Annotated in this window: 10 protein-coding genes; 2 read left to right on the forward strand and 8 right to left on the reverse strand. The window is 72.3% G+C overall.

From position 1 onward, the window contains the following. Nucleotides 1–91 precede the first annotated feature (91 nt). The 5 genes from ffh to nsdA form a co-directional block, all read right to left on the reverse strand. Entirely contained in the window at nt 92–1,642 is a 1,551-nt protein-coding gene (gene ffh / locus ACWGIS_RS25225) for a signal recognition particle protein (protein WP_453364726.1), read from the reverse strand. A 181-nt stretch (nt 1,643–1,823) separates the two neighbouring features. Then, nucleotides 1,824–4,271, reverse strand: a complete 2,448-nt coding sequence (locus ACWGIS_RS25230; protein ID WP_453364727.1) for a [protein-PII] uridylyltransferase — start codon at nt 4,269–4,271, stop codon at nt 1,824–1,826. Nucleotides 4,272–4,297: 26 nt separating this feature from the next. Continuing rightward, nucleotides 4,298–4,636, reverse strand: a complete 339-nt coding sequence (locus ACWGIS_RS25235; protein WP_142192909.1) for a P-II family nitrogen regulator — start codon at nt 4,634–4,636, stop codon at nt 4,298–4,300. Continuing rightward, nucleotides 4,633–5,973, reverse strand: a complete 1,341-nt coding sequence (locus ACWGIS_RS25240; protein ID WP_453364728.1) for an ammonium transporter — start codon at nt 5,971–5,973, stop codon at nt 4,633–4,635. The genes ACWGIS_RS25235 and ACWGIS_RS25240 overlap by 4 nt, the downstream gene beginning before the upstream one ends. A 335-nt stretch (nt 5,974–6,308) precedes the next feature. Further along, nucleotides 6,309–7,784, reverse strand: a complete 1,476-nt coding sequence (gene nsdA / locus ACWGIS_RS25245) for a transcriptional repressor NsdA (RefSeq protein ID WP_453364729.1) — start codon at nt 7,782–7,784, stop codon at nt 6,309–6,311. 448 nt (nt 7,785–8,232) lie between these two features. On the opposite strand from nsdA, the gene ACWGIS_RS25250 reads away from it, so the two are divergent. Further along, a complete protein-coding gene (locus ACWGIS_RS25250) occupies nt 8,233–8,895 on the forward strand; it encodes a bifunctional DNA primase/polymerase (protein ID WP_453364730.1) in 663 nt (220 codons plus the stop codon). Nucleotides 8,896–9,055: 160 nt separating this feature from the next. On the opposite strand, the gene ftsY is transcribed toward ACWGIS_RS25250, so the two are convergent. Beyond that, on the reverse strand, nt 9,056–10,255 hold the full coding sequence (gene ftsY, locus ACWGIS_RS25255) for a signal recognition particle-docking protein FtsY (protein ID WP_453364731.1): 1,200 nt from the start codon (nt 10,253–10,255) through the stop codon (nt 9,056–9,058). A gap of 425 nt (nt 10,256–10,680) precedes the next feature. On the opposite strand from ftsY, the gene ACWGIS_RS25260 reads away from it, so the two are divergent. Next, nucleotides 10,681–11,661, forward strand: a complete 981-nt coding sequence (locus ACWGIS_RS25260; RefSeq protein ID WP_453364732.1) for an LLM class flavin-dependent oxidoreductase — start codon at nt 10,681–10,683, stop codon at nt 11,659–11,661. Between the two features lie 78 nt (nt 11,662–11,739). On the opposite strand, the gene ACWGIS_RS25265 is transcribed toward ACWGIS_RS25260, so the two are convergent. Continuing rightward, nucleotides 11,740–13,152, reverse strand: coding sequence for a sugar porter family MFS transporter (locus ACWGIS_RS25265; RefSeq protein WP_453364733.1), 1,413 nt, complete (start codon nt 13,150–13,152; stop codon nt 11,740–11,742). A 499-nt stretch (nt 13,153–13,651) separates the two neighbouring features. Continuing rightward, entirely contained in the window at nt 13,652–17,395 is a 3,744-nt protein-coding gene (locus ACWGIS_RS25270) for an AAA family ATPase (RefSeq protein ID WP_453364734.1), read from the reverse strand. Between the last annotated feature and the right edge of the window lie 8 nt (nt 17,396–17,403).

The following is a 17,403-nucleotide window of genomic DNA, read 5'->3' on the forward strand; positions in this document are numbered from 1 at the left end:
GCCGGACACCCGCGGGAACGCCACCGGGGGCGCCCCTGTCGAAGGGGCGCCCCCGGTGCCGTACGGGCGGACACGCCGCGGAGAAGGGCCGTCAGCCCATGAACTTCTTGAACTCGTCGGGCAGTTCGAAGTCCTGGGCGCTCTGCTGCGGCAGACCGAAGGCGCCGCCGGGCTGAGCACCGGCCTCACGGCGCTGCGCCTCCTCCAGCTCCTGCTGCCTGCGCTTCATCGGGTTGCCGGAGCGCTGCTTGCCCTTGGCCTGCTTCTGCTTCTTCTTGGCGCGGCCGGGACCGCCGCCCATGCCCGGCATCCCGGGCATCCCCGGCATGCCGCCGCCCTGGGCCATGCGGGACATCATCTTGCGGGCCTCGAAGAACCGCTCGACCAGGTTCTTGACGGCGCTGACCTCGACACCGGAACCCTTGGCGATACGGGCGCGGCGCGAGCCGTTGATGATCGTCGGCTCCTGGCGCTCCGCCGGGGTCATCGACTTGATGATCGCGGCCGTGCGGTCGACGTCGCGCTCGTCCAGGTTGTTGATCTGGTCCTTGATCTGGCCCATGCCGGGAAGCATGCCGAGCAGCTTGCTGATGCTGCCCATCTTCCTGACCTGTTCCATCTGCGCCAGGAAGTCGTCGAGCGTGAAGTCCTGGCCCTTCTTGGACGCCAGCTTCGAGGCCATCTTCTCGGCCTCTTCCTGACTGAACGTCTTCTCCGCCTGCTCGATCAGGGTGAGCAGGTCACCCATGTCGAGGATGCGGGAGGCCATCCGGTCGGGGTGGAAGGCGTCGAAGTCGTCCAGCTTCTCGCCGTTCGACGCGAACATGATCGGCTTGCCGGTCACGGACGCGATCGACAGCGCGGCACCACCGCGGGCGTCGCCGTCGAGCTTCGACAGGACCACGCCGTCGAAGCCGACGCCGTCGCGGAAGGACTCGGCGGTGTTGACCGCGTCCTGGCCGATCATGGCGTCGACGACGAAGAGGATCTCGTCGGGCGAGACCGCGTCGCGGATGTCCGCGGCCTGCTGCATCAGCTCCTGGTCGATGCCGAGGCGGCCGGCGGTGTCCACGATCACGATGTCGTGGACCTTCGTCTTCGCGAACTCGATGGAGTCCTTGGCGACCTTGACCGGGTCGCCGACGCCGTTGCCCGGCTCCGGGGCGTAGACGGCGACGCCGGCGCGCTCGGCGACGACGCTGAGCTGGTTGACCGCGTTCGGGCGCTGGAGGTCGGCGGCCACCAGGATCGGGGAGTGCCCCTGGTCCTTGAGCCACTTGCCGAGCTTTCCGGCGAGCGTGGTCTTACCGGCACCCTGGAGGCCCGCGAGCATGATCACGGTGGGCGGGTTCTTGGCGAAGCGCAGGCGCCGGGTCTCGCCGCCGAGGATCGTGACGAGTTCGTCGTTGACGATCTTGAGGACCTGCTGGGCGGGGTTCAGCGCCTTGGAGACCTCGGAGCCGAGGGCGCGCTCCTTGACGTTCTTGATGAAGGTCCGCACGACCGGCAGCGCCACGTCGGCCTCGAGAAGCGCGATACGGATCTCGCGTGCGGTGGCGTCGATGTCAGCTTCGGACAGCCGGCCCTTGCCCCGCAGGTTCTTGAACGTCGCTGAGAGGCGATCGGAGAGAGTATCGAACACGGCGCTCGTCTGTCCTCAGGGGTCGGGGGCGATGGGAATCGCCCTCCAGGGTATCCGGCCGGGCGCGGTGGGGTCTCCACCGCGTTCGTACGAGACTGTCTGCGCCTGCGCACGAACGCGGTCGCGCCCTCCCCGGGAGGGGTTCGCGGGCCGGTCCGCGCTCCCCCGCCCGGGCCTGCGGCTAGCCGCGCAAGGTCTCCTCCAGTGCCCTGGCGACGCCGGCCGCCTCCTCGCCGGGCAGGGGCGTGCCCTCGGTGCCCGTCACATAGAAGGCGTCCACGGCGTTGGCGCCCAGGGTGGACACGTGCATGCTGCGCACGCGTACGTTCGCCTTCTCCAGTGCCCGGCCGATGCGGTGCAGCAGGCCGGGGGCGTCGTGGGCGCGGACCTCGATGACCGTGGCGTGCCGGGAGGCGGCGGGGGCGACGGTGACCCGGGCGGGCGGCGCGACCGTCCCGCGGCGCCGCGGGTAGGCGGCGTCGCGCTCGGCGAGCCGACCCGCGATGTCCAGGGAGCCCTCCAGGGCGCGGACGAGGTCGGCGCGCAGCCGGGCGGCCTGCGGCAGGGACCCGTACTCGGCGGCGACCCGCCAGTTGAGCAGCAGGACGGAGCCCTGCACGGACTCGGACAGGTCCAGGGCCCGCAGTTCGGCGGTGCGGACGGTCAGCCGGTGCATGGCGAGGACGCCGGCCACGGCGGGCAGCACCTCGGGCTGGTCGGGGACGGCGATGAGCAGTTCCACGCCGAGCGGTTCCGGGTCGCCGGAGGGTTCCTCCTCGGCCGGTGGCTCCGTCTGGGCGCGCAGGGCCAGGACGGGTCCTCCCGTGCGGAACGCCTCGATGGCGAGCCGCTCCTGCTCGGCGGTGGGCGCGGCGTCCTCCGGCTCCTCGGGGGCGTCCCCCGCGAGCACGGCCGAGACCCGTTTCACCAGGTCGGCGACGAGGGATCCGCGCCAGGACGACCAGGCGGCCGGTCCGGTGGCCAGCGCGTCGGCCTCGGTGAGCGCGTGCAGCAGTTCGAGGGTGCCCTGCGAGCCGACCGCCTCGGCGACCGCGCGCACGGTGGCGGGGTCCTCCAGGTCGCGCCGGGTGGCGGTCTCGACGAGCAGCAGGTGGTGGCGGACCAGGGTGGCGAGGACGGCCACCTCGGTGCGGTCGAAGCCGATGCGGGCGGCGACGTCCTTGGCGATGATCTCGCCCGCCACGGAGTGGTCGCCGGGCCAGCCCTTGCCGATGTCGTGCAGCAGCGCGGCGACGAGCAGCAGGTCGGGGCGGCCGACGCGGCGGGTCAGTTCGGAGGCGCGGACGGCGGTCTCGATGAGGTGGCGGTCGACGGTCCAGATGTGGACGGCGTTGCGCTGCGGCCGGCAGCGCACCCGCTCCCAGTCGGGGAGCAGCCGGGTGATGAGCCCCTCGGCCTCCAGCGCCTCCCAGACCTCGATGGTCGGCCGGCCCGAACCGAGCAGCGTGACCAGCTGTTCGCGGGCCTCGGCCGGCCAGGGCGTCGGCAGCGGGCGGGCGACGGCGGCCATCCGGCGTACGGCGTGCAGGGAGAGCGGGAGCCCGGACTGGGCGGCCGCGGCGGCGGCGCGCAGCGGGAGGACGGGATCGCGCTCGGGCCGGGCGGCGCGGGCGAGGACGACCTCGCCGTCCTGCTCCACCACGCCCTCGGCGAGCGGGGACCGCTCGGCGGTGGGTTTGGCGCCGCCGAGCATGGCGCGCAGGCGCGGCCGCACGGCCCGCGACCTGAGCACGCGGCCCACCTCGCGCCAGGTGACGTCGCTGGCGTACGAGACGACGCGCGCCGCCTCGTACACCTGGCGGAGCAGGGTGTCGGCGTCGAGCAGGCCCAGTTCGGCGGCGACCTGGTCCTGTTCCTGGAGGGCGAGGCGGTCGGTGGCGCGGCCGGTGGCGAGGTGCAGCGCGTCGCGGACGTCGAGGAGCCTGCGCCGGGCGTCGGCGAGCCCTTCGCGGGGGGCGTCGGCGAGCCAGGACGCGGCGACGGCGCGCAGGGCCGTGGCGTCCCTGAGGCCGCCCCGGGCCTCCTTGAGGTCCGGCTCCAGCAGGTACTGGAGCTCGCCCTGCCGTTCGGCGCGTTCGGCGCACAGCTCCTGGAGTTCGGGCAGGCGTTTGGGCGCCTGGTTGCGCCAGTCGGCGAGGACGGCCGTACGCAGACCGGCGGTCAGGCCCAGGTCGCCCGCGAGGTGGCGGGCGTCGAGCAGGCCGAGCTGGACCTTGAGGTCCTCGCCCGCGGTTTTGCGGGCCTCGGCGGGCGTGCGCACGGAGTGGTCGAGGGCGAGGCCGAGGTCCCAGACCGGGTACCAGATGCGGTCGGCCAGGGCGGCGATCTCCTTGGCGTCACCGCCGTCGTGCAGGAGCAGCAGGTCGAGGTCGCTGCGCGGGGAGAGCTCGCCGCGGCCGTAGCCCCCGACGGCGACGAGGGAGACACCGCGCAGCCCCGCGGCGCCGGCGTCGAAGAGGCCGGTGAGCCAGTCGTCCGTCAGTTCCGCGAGGGCCGCACGGCGCGGCGGCCCGGACCGCGCCCCCTCCTGGAGGAGGCGCAGCCGGGCCGCCGCATAGCCGCTGGGTCCCGAGTCCTCTGCATCCGTGCGCATGTCCGTACTCGTCACCCAGCGACTCCTGTCTTTCTTCGCTTCTACAGCGCGTCCGGGCCGCGCTCGCCGGTCCGGACGCGGACGGCGGTGTCGACCGGGACGGACCAGACCTTGCCGTCACCGATCTTGCCGGTGCGGGCGGCCTTCACGACGACGTCGATGAGCTGTTCGGCGTCGTCGTCCTCGACCAGCACCTCGATGCGGATCTTGGGGACCAGGTCGACGGTGTACTCGGCACCACGGTAGACCTCCGTGTGTCCCCGCTGCCGACCGTAGCCGCTGGCCTCGGTGACGGTGAGACCGTGCACGCCGAAGGCCTGGAGGGCCTCCTTGATCTCGTCGAGCCGGTGAGGCTTCACGACGGCGGTGATGAGCTTCATGCGTCCACCTTCTTGCTCGCGCTGTCCTGGACCGGGGTGGCCACGGCGGTCCGGTCCAGACCGCCGCCGGCGCCGCTGAAGTCGTATGCGGTCTCGGCGTGTTCGGCCTGGTCGATACCGGCCACCTCCTCGTCGTCCGTGACGCGCATGCCCACGGTCTTGTCGATCAGGAAGGCGAGGATCGCGGAGACCACCAGGGAGTAGCCGAGGACGGCGAAGACACCGGCGCACTGCTTCCAGAACTGGTCGAGGCCGCCGCCGTAGAAGAGGCCTTGGACGTCGGACTGGCCGCCGCCGCTGGCGAAGAAGCCGATGAGCAGGGAGCCCACGACACCGCCGACGAGGTGGACACCGACGACGTCGAGCGAGTCGTCGTAGCCGAGCTTGTACTTGAGGCCGACGGCCATGGCGCACAGCACACCGGCGATGACGCCGACGGCGATGGCGCCGAGCGGGGAGACCGCTCCGCCGGACGGGGTGATCGCGACCAGGCCTGCGACCGCGCCGGAGGCGGCACCGAGGGTGGTGAACGCGCCGTGGCGGATCTTCTCGTAGGCCAGCCAGGCCAGCATGGCGGCGGCGGTGGCGACCTGCGTGTTGACGAACATCAGCGCGCCGACGCCGTCGTCGTTGCCGAGCCACGAGCCGGCGTTGAAGCCGAACCAGCCGAACCACAGCAGACCGGAGCCGAGCATGACGAGCGGCAGGCTGTGCGGGCGCATCGGGTCCTTCTTGAAGCCGACCCGCTTGCCGATGACGAGGATCACGCCGAGCGCCGCGGCGCCCGCGTTGATGTGGACCGCCGTGCCGCCGGCGAAGTCGATGACGCCGAGCTCGAACGCCCAGCCGCCGGTGCCCCACACCCAGTGGGCGACGGGGAAGTACACGATCGTGGCCCAGAGGGTGATGAACAGCGCCCAGGCGGTGAACTTCACGCGGTCCGCGAGGGCACCGCTGATCAGGGCGGGCGTGATGATGGCGAACATCAGCTGGAAGACGGCGAAGACGTAGACCGGGATGGTGTAGCCGTCCCACAGCTCCGTCAGGCCGATGCCGCTGAAGCCGACGTAGTCGGACGACCAGCCGACGACGCTGCCGGAATCGGTGCCGAAGGCGAGCGAGAAGCCGTAGAGCACCCACAGGATGGTGACGATCCCGAGGCTGATGAAGCTCATCATCAGCATGTTCAGGGTGCTCTTGACGCGGACCATGCCTCCGTAGAAGAAGGCCAGGCCCGGTGTCATGAGCATCACCAGGGCGGAACAGATGAGCATGAAGCCTGTGTTGGCGGACGACAGCTTCGGTGCGTCCGCCGCAAGCATGATGGCTGATGCCATCGGCGTCTCCTCGTCGTTGGTACGGCCCCGTGCGGGCGAAGCCTGAGCGGTATGAGGGGTGGGCCGGTTATGCGCCATGAGATTGGCGCAGCGCGGTTTCCGTAGACGCCCCTCGATGTTTCGCCGCAGTGACGAAGGCGCCTTGTGTGTTACGCGTCCATGAACTGCCTGATGTCGCACCGGGCGATCGTTATCGTGGCGCAACCTTCTGTCGTGGACAGGGAGCCGGCCGCGGTCGGCCGTCCGATGACCTGGCATGGGGGAGCCGAGTCGGGCAGTTCGGGACGGCCGGCCGCGGCCGGGGCACGGGGCGGGGCCGCTCGCGCGGCCCGGGGTCAGACCGCCTCGACGGTCTCGGGCAGGTCGACGGCCAGCTGGTCGGTGAGGTCGACGATCTCGGCGAGCTCACCGAAATCGCGTACAGCCGTGTCGACGGTCTTTCGGATACGGGTGTTCACGCGCTCGGAGCGCACCTTCTTGGCGCTCACCATCGCCTGCTTGGCCAGGACCGCACCACGCTCGGGCTCGCGCTGGAGCAGGTGCACGGTGGCCAGTCCGATGAGGTTGAGCGCGTACGAGCGCTGGTGCTCGGAGTCCTTGGCGAAGAGGTCGACGGCCCGCCGCATCAGCGGCTCGGCCAGCGAGGCGTACGTGGGGCTGCGGCCGGCGACATAGGCGAGGTCGCGGTAGGAGTGCGAGTTCTCCCCGTACAGCTCGGCCTCGGAGAAGAAGCGGATCCAGTCGGGGTCCGGGTCGTCCCACTCGTGGATGTCGGCGAAGGTGTCCTCGGCCATCCGGACGGCCCGCTTGCACTTTCCGGGCTGCCCCATGTTGGCGTAGGCGCGGGCCTCCATCGCATACAGCATGGCCTGGGTGCGCGGGCTCGCGCAGTCACGGCTTCCGTACTGGGCGAGATGGACGAGTTCCAGCGCGTCGTCGGGCCGCCCGAGGTGGATCATCTGGCGGCTCATGCTGGAGAGGATGTACGAGCCGAGGGGCTTGTCGCCGGCCTCCTTGGCCGCGTGCAGCGCGAGCACGAAGTACTTCTGCGCGGTGGGCTGGAGCCCCACGTCGTAGCTCATCCAGCCCGCCAGCTCGGCCAGTTCGGCCGCGACCTTGAACAGGCGCTTGGTCGTGGTCTCGGGCTGCGGCTCCTGGAGCAGGTCCGTCACCTCGTGCAGCTGTCCGACCACCGCCTTGCGGCGCAGGCCGCCGCCGCACTGGGCGTCCCACTGCCGGAACATCACGGTGGTCGATTCGAGCAGGTCCAGCTCGGGCTTGGAGAGCCGGCCGGCGCGCCGCGCGGAGGCGGGCGTCTCGGGCTCGGCGTGCGGCGCCGACGGACTGGGCACGAGCCAGCGCTGCATGGGCTCGATCAGGGTGGGTCCGGCGGCGAGCGCCAGTGAACTGCCGAGGAAGCCGCGCCGCGCAAGCATCAGGTCGCTGCGCGAGAACTCGCTGATGAGCGCCACCGTCTGCGGGCCCGTCCAGGGCAGGTCGACGCCCGACACGGACGGTGACTGGTGGGCGGTGCGCAGCCCCAGGTCCTCGACGGCGACGACGCACCCGAACCGCTCCGAGAACAGCTCCGAGAGGATGCGCGGGATCGGCTCCCGGGGGTTCTCGCCGTCCAGCCAGCGGCGTACGCGCGAGGTGTCGGTGGAGATGTGGCCGGCGCCCAACTGGCTTGCCCTGCGGTTCACTTGCCGGGCGAGCTCACCCTTCGACCAGCCGCTCCGCACGAACCACGAGCCGAGCATGTCGTTGGGGCGCTTCTCAGCGTTCGTCCCGCCTCCGCCGTTGCCGCCCACTGGAACGCCCCCATCCCTCAGACCACTTGTACGCTGCGTGCGCCAAGCCCTATCAGAATGCCGGTAAACGCCGCCGCGCGTCCGGCAGTTGCCACCCTTCGAACGGGAAGCCGAGTTGCCTCCGGCATACCCACGAGTGCACACATCCCCGGGGCTTGTGCACTCAAAGTAATCCTACGATCACCCGTCCAGCCATGGCGATCCCGGAAACGCCACCATTCGCCACCCCTTCGAATGAACTACCGCCGGCCTTCACGCGATTCACTTGACACAGCACGGAAGACGCCGGGCGGAGGGGTGCATTCAGGGGCGCACGGAGACGAGCGCGCCACCCTGAGTACTTCCACGCGCTGCCTGGATCACGCGGAAACCGGGAAGCAGCGGAACAGAGAGTCACATTCCGGATTCGCTTCGTAACCACCGGCGCGCTGGACCCGTTGGAGGGGGCATGGGCTTCACGATCGGCGGCACTCGCGGAATGCGCGAAATCCGGCCCGGCGCTCGGCGCCGCGGACGCTCCTCGGAGTGCACCGCCGTGGCCGAGTTCACCGGACTCTGGGGCTGGGACGTGGTGCCGGGCGCCCGCGCCGCGGCCGGCGTCTGCTCCTGCGGCAGGACCGGCTGTCCCGCCCCCGGAGCGCACCCCCTGGACTTCGCCCCGCCGATCCCGGCGGGCGCCACCCTCGACGAGGTCGCCGACACCTGGGGCGAGTTCCCCGGCGCCGCCGTGATGCTCGCGGTGGGGCGCGCGTTCGACGTGATCGAGGTCGCCGAGGCGGCCGGGCGCCGCGCCCTCGCCCGGCTCGAAAGGATGGGCCTCCCCCTGGGACCGGTGACGGCCTCCCCGGACGGCCGCGCCCACTTCTTCGTCGCCCCCGGCGCCGCCGCCGAGCTGCCCCGCCTCCTCTACCGCATGGGCTGGGACGACGCGGCCCTCGACCTGCACGGCCTCGGCCCGGGTACGTACGTCACCGCCCCGCCCTCCGACCGCGGGGGCCTCGGCCCGGTCCGCTGGCTGCGCCCGCCCGCGCTGGACTCGGCGACCCGGCCGCCGCAGGCGCGGCTGCTCCTGGGCACCCTGGCGTACGTGGCGCACCGCTCACGCGTCTGAGGCGCCCCCGCACGACGAGGCGGCCTCTCGCGTCGCCCACCGGCCGTCCACGCACCGCACAGCGAAGCGCCCGTCCCCCCTTGCAGCCGGGGAACGGGCGCTTCTTCGCGCGTCCGCCGAAGCGGGCGCGCCGGGTCCAGCCGCCGGTCTCAGCGGCTGGTCACTCTCCGATAAGGGCGTCAACGAACGCCTCCGGCTCGAACGGCGCCAGGTCGTCCGCGCCCTCACCGAGGCCCACCAGCTTGACCGGTACGCCCAGCTCGCGCTGGACGGCGATGACGATGCCGCCCTTGGCGGTGCCGTCGAGCTTGGTCAGCACGATGCCGGTGATGTCCACGACCTCCGCGAAGACCCGGGCCTGCACGAGACCGTTCTGCCCGGTCGTCGCGTCGAGGACGAGCAGCACCTCGTCGAGCGGCGCGTGCTTCTCGACGACGCGCTTGACCTTGCCCAGCTCGTCCATGAGGCCGGTCTTGGTGTGCAGACGTCCGGCGGTGTCGATGAGGACGACGTCGGCGCCGGCCTCGATGCCCTCCTTGACCGAGTCGAAGGCCACGGAGGCGGGGTCGCCGCCCTCGGGACCGCGCACGGTGCGGGCGCCGACGCGCTCCCCCCAGGTCTGGAGCTGGTCGGCGGCGGCGGCACGGAAGGTGTCGGCCGCGCCCAGCACCACGTTCTTGCCGTCGGCGACGAGCACCCGGGCGAGCTTGCCGGTGGTGGTGGTCTTGCCGGTGCCGTTCACCCCGACGACCATCACGATGCCCGGGGTGTCGAGGTTCGAGTCGGTCTTGACGGCGCGGTCGAACTCGGGGACGAGGAGCGTGAGCAGCTCCGCGCGCAGCAGGCCGCGGAGCTCCTCGGGCGTGCGCGTGCCGAGCACCTTGACGCGCTCGCGCAGCCGCTCGACCAGCTCCTGGGTGGGCTGCACGCCGACGTCGGCGGTCAGCAGGGTGTCCTCGATCTCCTCCCAGGTGTCCTCGTCGAGGTGCTCGCGCGCGAGGAGCGTGAGGAGCCCCTTGCCCAGCGCGTTCTGCGAGCGGGAGAGCCGGGCGCGCAGCCGCACGAGGCGTCCGGCGGTCGGCTCCGGGACCTCGATCGGGGGTGCCGCGGACGGAGGCTCCTCGACGACGACGGGCGCCGAGCGGTCCGGGAGGTCCACCTCCTCGATCGTTCTGCGCGACTCGTCGCGCGGTGTCTCGGCCTCGTCGCCGACGTGCGGTTCGGCCGGTGGGGCGGTGATGTCGGGCGCGGAGGGCGGCGGCGGGGGCAGCTGCTTGCGCTTGCGGCTGCCGACGACGAGCCCGCCGAGCGCGCCGATCACGACCACGGCGATGACTACAGCAAGGATGACGGTTTCCATAACCTCCTCAGTATCGGCCATGGCCCTGCGGGGAGCCCAGCCTGTGACGCCCGCCCGGGCGCCGGGCCGTACGGCGCCCCGCCGGGCGGTCCCACGCCGGGCCGCCGATCGGGACCCGCGGTGCCGGTGCCCGACTCCCCCGCCGTCCCGGGCGCGCCGCCGGATCCGGCGCGACACCGGGGACTCCGCCCGGCCGGGCGGGAGGGGGGTCCGAGGCGTACGGCTGAGACGCCGGGGACGACACAGGCGGCTGTGGGCGGGCACGAGCGCGGTGGCAGGTACCGGAGGGGGCGGAGTACGGAAGAGCGCGAAGTACGGGAGCCGGGTGCGGGAGCGGTGACCCGCACCCCTGGCCGTCTGACGCACCGTCAGCTACCGTCCCCCTCCACCGGCACCCCGCCCGCCCGGCGAAGGGGGATTTCTCCATGCCCGTCACGGTCGTACGCTTCAACCTCGTCGAGCCCGACGCCACGCCCGCCTCGCTGAGCGCCCGCTACCGGGCGGCCGTCGAGATGGCCGCGTACGCCGACGACCGCGGGATCAGCACCGTGCAGACCGAGGAGCACCACGGTGTGACCAACAACTGGCTGCCGTCCCCGTTCACCTTCGCGGGCGCGGTGCTCGGCGCGACCCGGCACCTCGCGGTCACCGTCTCGGCGGTCATCGGCCCGCTGCACGACCCGCTGCGGCTCGCCGAGGACATCGCCGTACTCGATCTGCTCAGCGGCGGCCGGCTGGTGACGGTGGCCGGAATCGGTTACCGGCCCGAGGAGTACGCCCTCTTCGACGTGGACTGGAAGCGGCGCGGCGCCCTCCAGGACGAGCTCCTGGAGACGGTGCTGAAGGCGTGGACCGGCGAGGAGTTCACGTACCGCGGCCGTACGGTGCGGGTCACCCCGCGCCCGTACTCCGCTCCGCATCCGCTGCTGCTGGTCGGCGGTTCCTCGAAGGCGGCGGCGCGGCGGGCCGCCCGGCTGGGGCTGCCGTTCTTCCCGAGCGCGCACCTGCCCGAGCTGGAGGCGTACTACAAGGAGCGGCTGACCGAGTACGGCACCGAGGGCTGGACCATGATGCCGTCCGCCGTGACACCGCTGCTGCACATCGCCGAGGACCCGGACCAGGTGTGGGCGGAGTACGGCGAGCACTTCCTGCACGAGGCGCGGACGTACGCCTCCTGGCAGTCCGGCGGCATCCGCTCGGCGGTGAAGTCGGCGGCCACGACCGTCGAGGAGCTGCGCGAGGAGGGCGTGTACCGGATCCTCACGCCCGAGGAGTGCGTGGCGCAGCGGCTGGACAGTCACGTACTGCACCCGCTGTCGGGCGGGATGCCCGTGGACGAGGGCTGGCGCAGTCTGCACCTGTTCTGCGAAGACGTACTGCCCCGGCTCGGGGACCTCGCGGTCTGAGCCGGGGCGGTACGCCTTCACGGATACGGGGGGAGGGGCAGCGGGGACTTGGCCACTCCCCCCGAACTCGGGGTGGGACTAGCCCATCTCCTCCAGGGCCTTGCCCTTCGTCTCCTTCACGAACTTGAGCACGAAGGGGATGGAGAGCGCGGCGAAGATCGTGTAGATCACGTAGGTCGCGGAGAGGTTCCAGTCGGCCAGCGACGGGAAGCTCGCGGTGATGGCCCAGTTGGCGATCCACTGCGCGGAGGCGGCGACGCCGAGCGCGGCGGCGCGGATCCTGTTCGGGAACATCTCGCCGAGGAAGACCCAGACGACGACACCCCAGGAGAGGGCGAAGAAGAGCACGAAGACGTGGGCGGCGATCAGGGCGACCCAGCCCTGGGTGGCCGGCAGCTTGCCGTCGACCAGGTCGAACGAGAAGGCCCAGGCCTCCAGGGCGAGGCCCACGACCATACCGACGGAGCCGATGAGGGCGAGGGGCCTGCGGCCGACGCGGTCCACGAAGATCATGGCGATCACGGTGCCGATGATGTTGATGATCGACGTCGTGAACGAGTAGAAGAAGGACTGCGAGGGGTCGACGCCGACGGACTGCCACAGCGTGGACGAGTAGTAGAACGCCACGTTGATGCCGACGAACTGCTGGAAGACCGAGAGGCCGATACCGATCCAGACGATCGGCAGGAAGAAGAACCGGCCGCCGAGCAGGTCCTTGAAGGTCGACTTGTGCTCGCGCCTCATGGCGAGCTCGATCTCGGCGACGCGGGCGTCCAGGTCGACGTCCTTGCCCTCGACCTCGGCGAGCACCTCGCGGGCCCGGGCGTCCTTGCCGGCGGAGATCAGGTAGCGCGGCGACTCGGGGATCGCGAAGGACAGCAGGCCGTAGAGGACGGCCGGGATGACCATCACGCCGAGCATGACCTGCCAGGCCTCCAGGCCGAGCAGCTCACCGCGCTGGTCGCCGTCGGCGGCGTTCAGGATGCCCCAGTTGACCAGCTGGGAGATCGCGATGCCGATGACGATCGCGGCCTGCTGGAAGGAGCCGAGCCGTCCGCGGTACGCGGCGGGCGCGACCTCGGCGATGTAGGCCGGGCCGATCACGGAGGCCATACCGATGGCGAAGCCGCCGACGACGCGCCAGAAGGCCAGGTCGTACAGGGCGAAGGGCAGCGCGGACCCGATGGCGCTGACCGTGAAGAGCACGGCGGAGATCTGCATGCAGCGGATGCGGCCGATGCGGTCCGCGATGCGGCCCGCGGTCGCGGCGCCGATGGCACAGCCGATCAGCGCGATGGCGATGACCTGGGCGAGGGCCGCCGAGCCGACGTCGTAGCGGCTCCGGATGGCCTCGACGGCGCCGTTGATGACAGCACTGTCGTAGCCGAACAGGAAGCCGCCCATCGCGGCCGCCGCCGCGATGAAGATGACGTGCCCGAGATGATCGGGATGAGCCGCTCTGGCTCCTGACGACTGCGCTGTGCTGGTCACGTGTACTCCTCGGGCCACCGGCCTCACTGCCGGGGGTGGGGGGCGAGCCCTTCAGTGGTCATACCAGTGGCGCACACCTTGGCGTGGCCCACCACCTGAAGGTAAAAACAACGTTGCAGAGCCTATGCCTTCAAGTTTCGAAGTCAATACTCGCCCACTGTGAATTTTTTCTTCCGGCGCGTCAGGTTTGCATTCAAGACTTGAACTCAATCCGACGGCATGTTTCGTCTACCCCGAGGCGCCGAGGACAACCGGGGGTGTCGGGCCGCGACATGCGGAAGGTCGCCGGAGCAGCCCGGCGCCGGGGATCGGCCCGCGTCGGCGGGCGGACGGACGCCGGCTCGGCAGGCGGGCGTCGGATGGGCGAGCCCGCGCTCGACGGGCGGGCGAGCGCCGGCTCGGCGAGCGGGCATCAGCTCGGCGGACCGGCGCTGGATGGCCGAGCCGGCGTCGGCTCGGCAGGCGGGCGTCGACGCGGCGGCCGCCGCGGCCCCGGTGGTCAGCGCAGGCGCTGGCTGATGACCTTCGAGACGCCGTCGCCCTGCATCGAGACGCCGTACAACGCGTCGGCGACCTCCATCGTGCGCTTCTGGTGCGTGATCACGATGAGCTGGGACGCCTCCTGCAACTCCTGCATGATCCGGATCAGCCGCTGGAGGTTGGTGTCGTCGAGCGCCGCCTCGACCTCGTCCATGACGTAGAAGGGGCTGGGCCGCGCCTTGAAGATCGAGACCAGCAGCGCGACGGCGGTCAGCGACCGCTCACCGCCCGACAGCAGGCTGAGGCGCTTGACCTTCTTGCCCGGGGGACGCGCCTCGACGTCCACACCGGTGGTGAGCATGTTGTCGGGATCGGTCAGGATCAGCCGCCCGTCCCCGCCGGGAAAGAGCCGTCCGAAGACGCCCTCGAACTCGCGGGCGGTGTCCCGGTATGCCTCGGTGAACACCTGCTCGACGCGCTCGTCCACCTCCTTCACCACTTGCAGGAGGTCGGCGCGCGTCTTCTTGAGGTCCTCCAGCTGCTCGCTCAGGAACTGGTGGCGCTCCTCCAGCGCGGCGAACTCCTCCAGCGCGAGCGGATTGACCTTGCCGAGCTGCTGGTACGCCCGTTCGGCGGACTTGAGCCGCTTCTCCTGCTCGGCCCGGTGGAACGGCCGGGGCCGGTTGCGCGGGTGCTCGGGGTCCTCGGGCAGCTCCTCGCCCTCCGCCGGGAGGGAGGGCGGCACGAGCTGCTGCGGCCCGTACTCGGCGACCAGCCCCTCCGGCTCGACCCCGAGCTCCTCCAGCGCCTTCGACTCCAGCTGCTCGATCCGCAGCCGCTTCTCCGCGCCGAGCACCTCACCGCGGTGCACCGAGTCCGTGAGCTTGTCGAGCTCCCCCTTCAGCGCCCGGCCCGTGTCGCGTGCCTCGGCGAGCTCCCGCTCGTACCGGGCCTTGGCGGCGTCGGCCGCGGTGCGCTCCTCCTCGGCGCGGGCGAGGGAGACCTCGACGTGCGCGAGGAGCTGGCGTGCGCCGGACGCGACGGCGCCGGCGACCGACGCCTCGTGCCGCAGCCGGGCCCGCCGCTGCTCGGCACGCGCGCGTGCCTCGCGTTCGGCCCGTGCGGCCCGGTCGAGCCCGTCGGCCCGCCCGGCGAGCCCCTTGACCCGCTCCTCGTGCGTACGGACCTGGAGCCGGGCCTCCATCTCGGTCTGCCGCGCGTTGGCGCCGTCGGCGGCGAGCCGGTCCCGTACGGAGGTGTCCGGCTCCTCCTCCACCGGCAGCTCCTCGGCGACGGCCAGCCGCTCGGCGAGTTCCTCCGCCTCCTCCACGGCCCGGTCGAGCGCCTCCTGCGCCCGCGCGGTCGCCGCGGCGCTGCGCTCGGCCTCCCCGGCGGCGCCGCGCGCCTGCCCGGCCAGCCGGCCGAGCTGCTGCGCGACGGTCGACTTCTCCCGCTCGGCGGCCCGGCGCCGCTCCCCCGACTCCTCGACCAGCGCGGCCCGTTCGGCGCGCAGCGCGGTGGCGCGGCGCTGCGCCTCGCCGAGTTCGTCACACCGTACGGCCAGTTCTTCCAGCTCCGCCGCGGCCTCGTCGACGGACGCCTGCACCTCCAGCAGGCTCGGCGCCCCGGCGGATCCGCCCTGCGCGAAGTGCGCGCCCAGCAGGTCGCCCTCGGCGGTCACCGCGGTCACCTCCGGGCGTGCGTACACGAGGTCCTCGGCGTCCTCCAGCGTGCCGACGACGACGATCCCGCACAGCAGCCGCCGGACGGCGGGCATCAGCTCGGCGGGCCCCCGGACGAGATCGGCGGCGTACGGGGGCCCGGCGTGCCCGTCCGGGCCGTCACCCGCATCTGCCACGGCCTGACGCAAGCCCGGGTCCGCCGGGGACGATCCCTCGCCGCCGGCCGAGGAGTGCCACGGCCTGCTCCCGTTCACGGCGTCACCCGTGGGACCACTGGCGCCCCTGCGCTCCATGTCCTCCGCGTCCTCCCCGGGCGCGTTCCCGCGTACGGCGTCGTCCGCGACCGTGTGCGGTTCCTCCGGGGCGCCCGCGAGCAGCAGGGCCGCTCGGCCGGCGTCCTGTTTGCGCAGCAGGCGGATGGCCTCCGCGGCCGAGGCGGGCGTGGTCACGGCGATCGCGTCCGCCGCCACGCCGAAGGCCGCGGCGAGGGCGACCTCGTACCCGGGGGCGACAGTCAGCAGTTGGGCGGCGGGGCCGAGGATGCCGCCCAGCCGGTCCTTCGCGCCGAGCAGCGCGCCCGTGCCGTCCTTGCGGCGCAGTCCGAGGGCGAGGGCGTCGCGGCGGGCCTGGGTGGCGGCGCGCCTGCGTTCCGCCGTCGTGAGCTCCTCGCGGGCGGCCGTGAGGGCGGCCTCCGCCTCGGCCAGGGCAACCTTGGCCGCCTCGTGCCGCTCGGCCAGCTCCTGGTCGCCCGCGTCGAGGCCGTCGACCTCCGCCTTCAGCTGCTCGTACTCCTGCTGCGCCGCGACCGCCCGCTCCTGCGCCTCGTCGCGTCCGGCGGCGAGGCGGTCGATCTCGGCCTGGGCGGACGCGGCCCGCGAACGGGCGGCGTTGACCTGGCCGTTGAGGCGGGCGAGACCTTCACGCCGGTCGGCGATGGCGCGGGCCACGTCCCTGAGGCGGCGTTCCTCGACGGCGAGCTCCCGCTCCAGCTCGGCCCGGTGCGCGACGGTGTCCTCCAGGGCGTGCTGCGCCGCCTCCAGGGCCGCTTCGAGCTCGGCCTCCTGCTCGCGGATCCGGGCGGCCTCGCGCTCCAGGTCCTCGGGGTCGCGCCCGCGCCGTTCCTCGGCGGGCGCGGACGTGGCGCTCTGCACGCGCGCGTCGGCCAGCGAGACGGTGCCGCGCACCCGCTCGGCGAGCTGGGAGAGTTCGTACCAGGTCTGCTGGGCACGCTGGAGGCGCGGGGCGAGCCGCCGGACCTCGTCCTCCAGCAGGGATTCGCGCTGGAGGGCCTTCTTCAGTTCGGCCTCGGCGCTCTCCTTGCGTTCCTTGAGGGCGGCCTCGTCGGCGATCTCGGCCCGGAGCGCCTGGCGCAGCCGTACGAGGTCGTCGGCGAGCAGCCGCAGCCGCGCGTCCCGCAGGTCGGCCTGGATGACGGCGGCGCGGCGGGCGACGGCGGCCTGCCGTCCCAGCGGCTTCAGCTGTCTGCGGAGCTCGTCGGTGAGGTCCTGCACGCGCGCGAGGTTCGCCTTCATCGCGTCCAGCTTCCGCAGCGCCTTCTCCTTGCGCTTGCGGTGCTTGAGGACGCCGGCGGCCTCCTCGATGAAGGCGCGCCGCCCCATGGGGTCGGCGTGCAGGACGGAGTCGAGCTGGCCCTGGCCGACGATCACGTGCATCTCGCGGCCGATGCCGGAGTCGGACAGCAGTTCCTGGATGTCGAGGAGACGGCAGGTGTCGCCGTTGATCTGGTACTCGCTGCCGCCGTTGCGGAACATGATCCGCGTGATGGTGACCTCGGCGTACTCGATGGGGAGGGCGCCGTCGGAGTTGTCGATGGTCAGGGACACCTCGGCCCGGCCGAGCGGCGGGCGCCCGGTGGTGCCGGCGAAGATGACGTCCTCCATCTTGCCGCCGCGCAGCGACTTCGCGCCCTGCTCGCCCATGACCCAGCTCAGCGCGTCCACGACGTTGGACTTGCCCGAGCCGTTGGGGCCCACGACACAGGTGATGCCCGGCTCGAACCGCAGCGTGGTCGCCGAGGCGAACGATTTGAACCCGCGGAGGGTCAGGGCCTTGAGGTGCACGCCGCCGG

Source organism: Streptomyces sp. NPDC054842 (genome assembly GCF_053611025.1).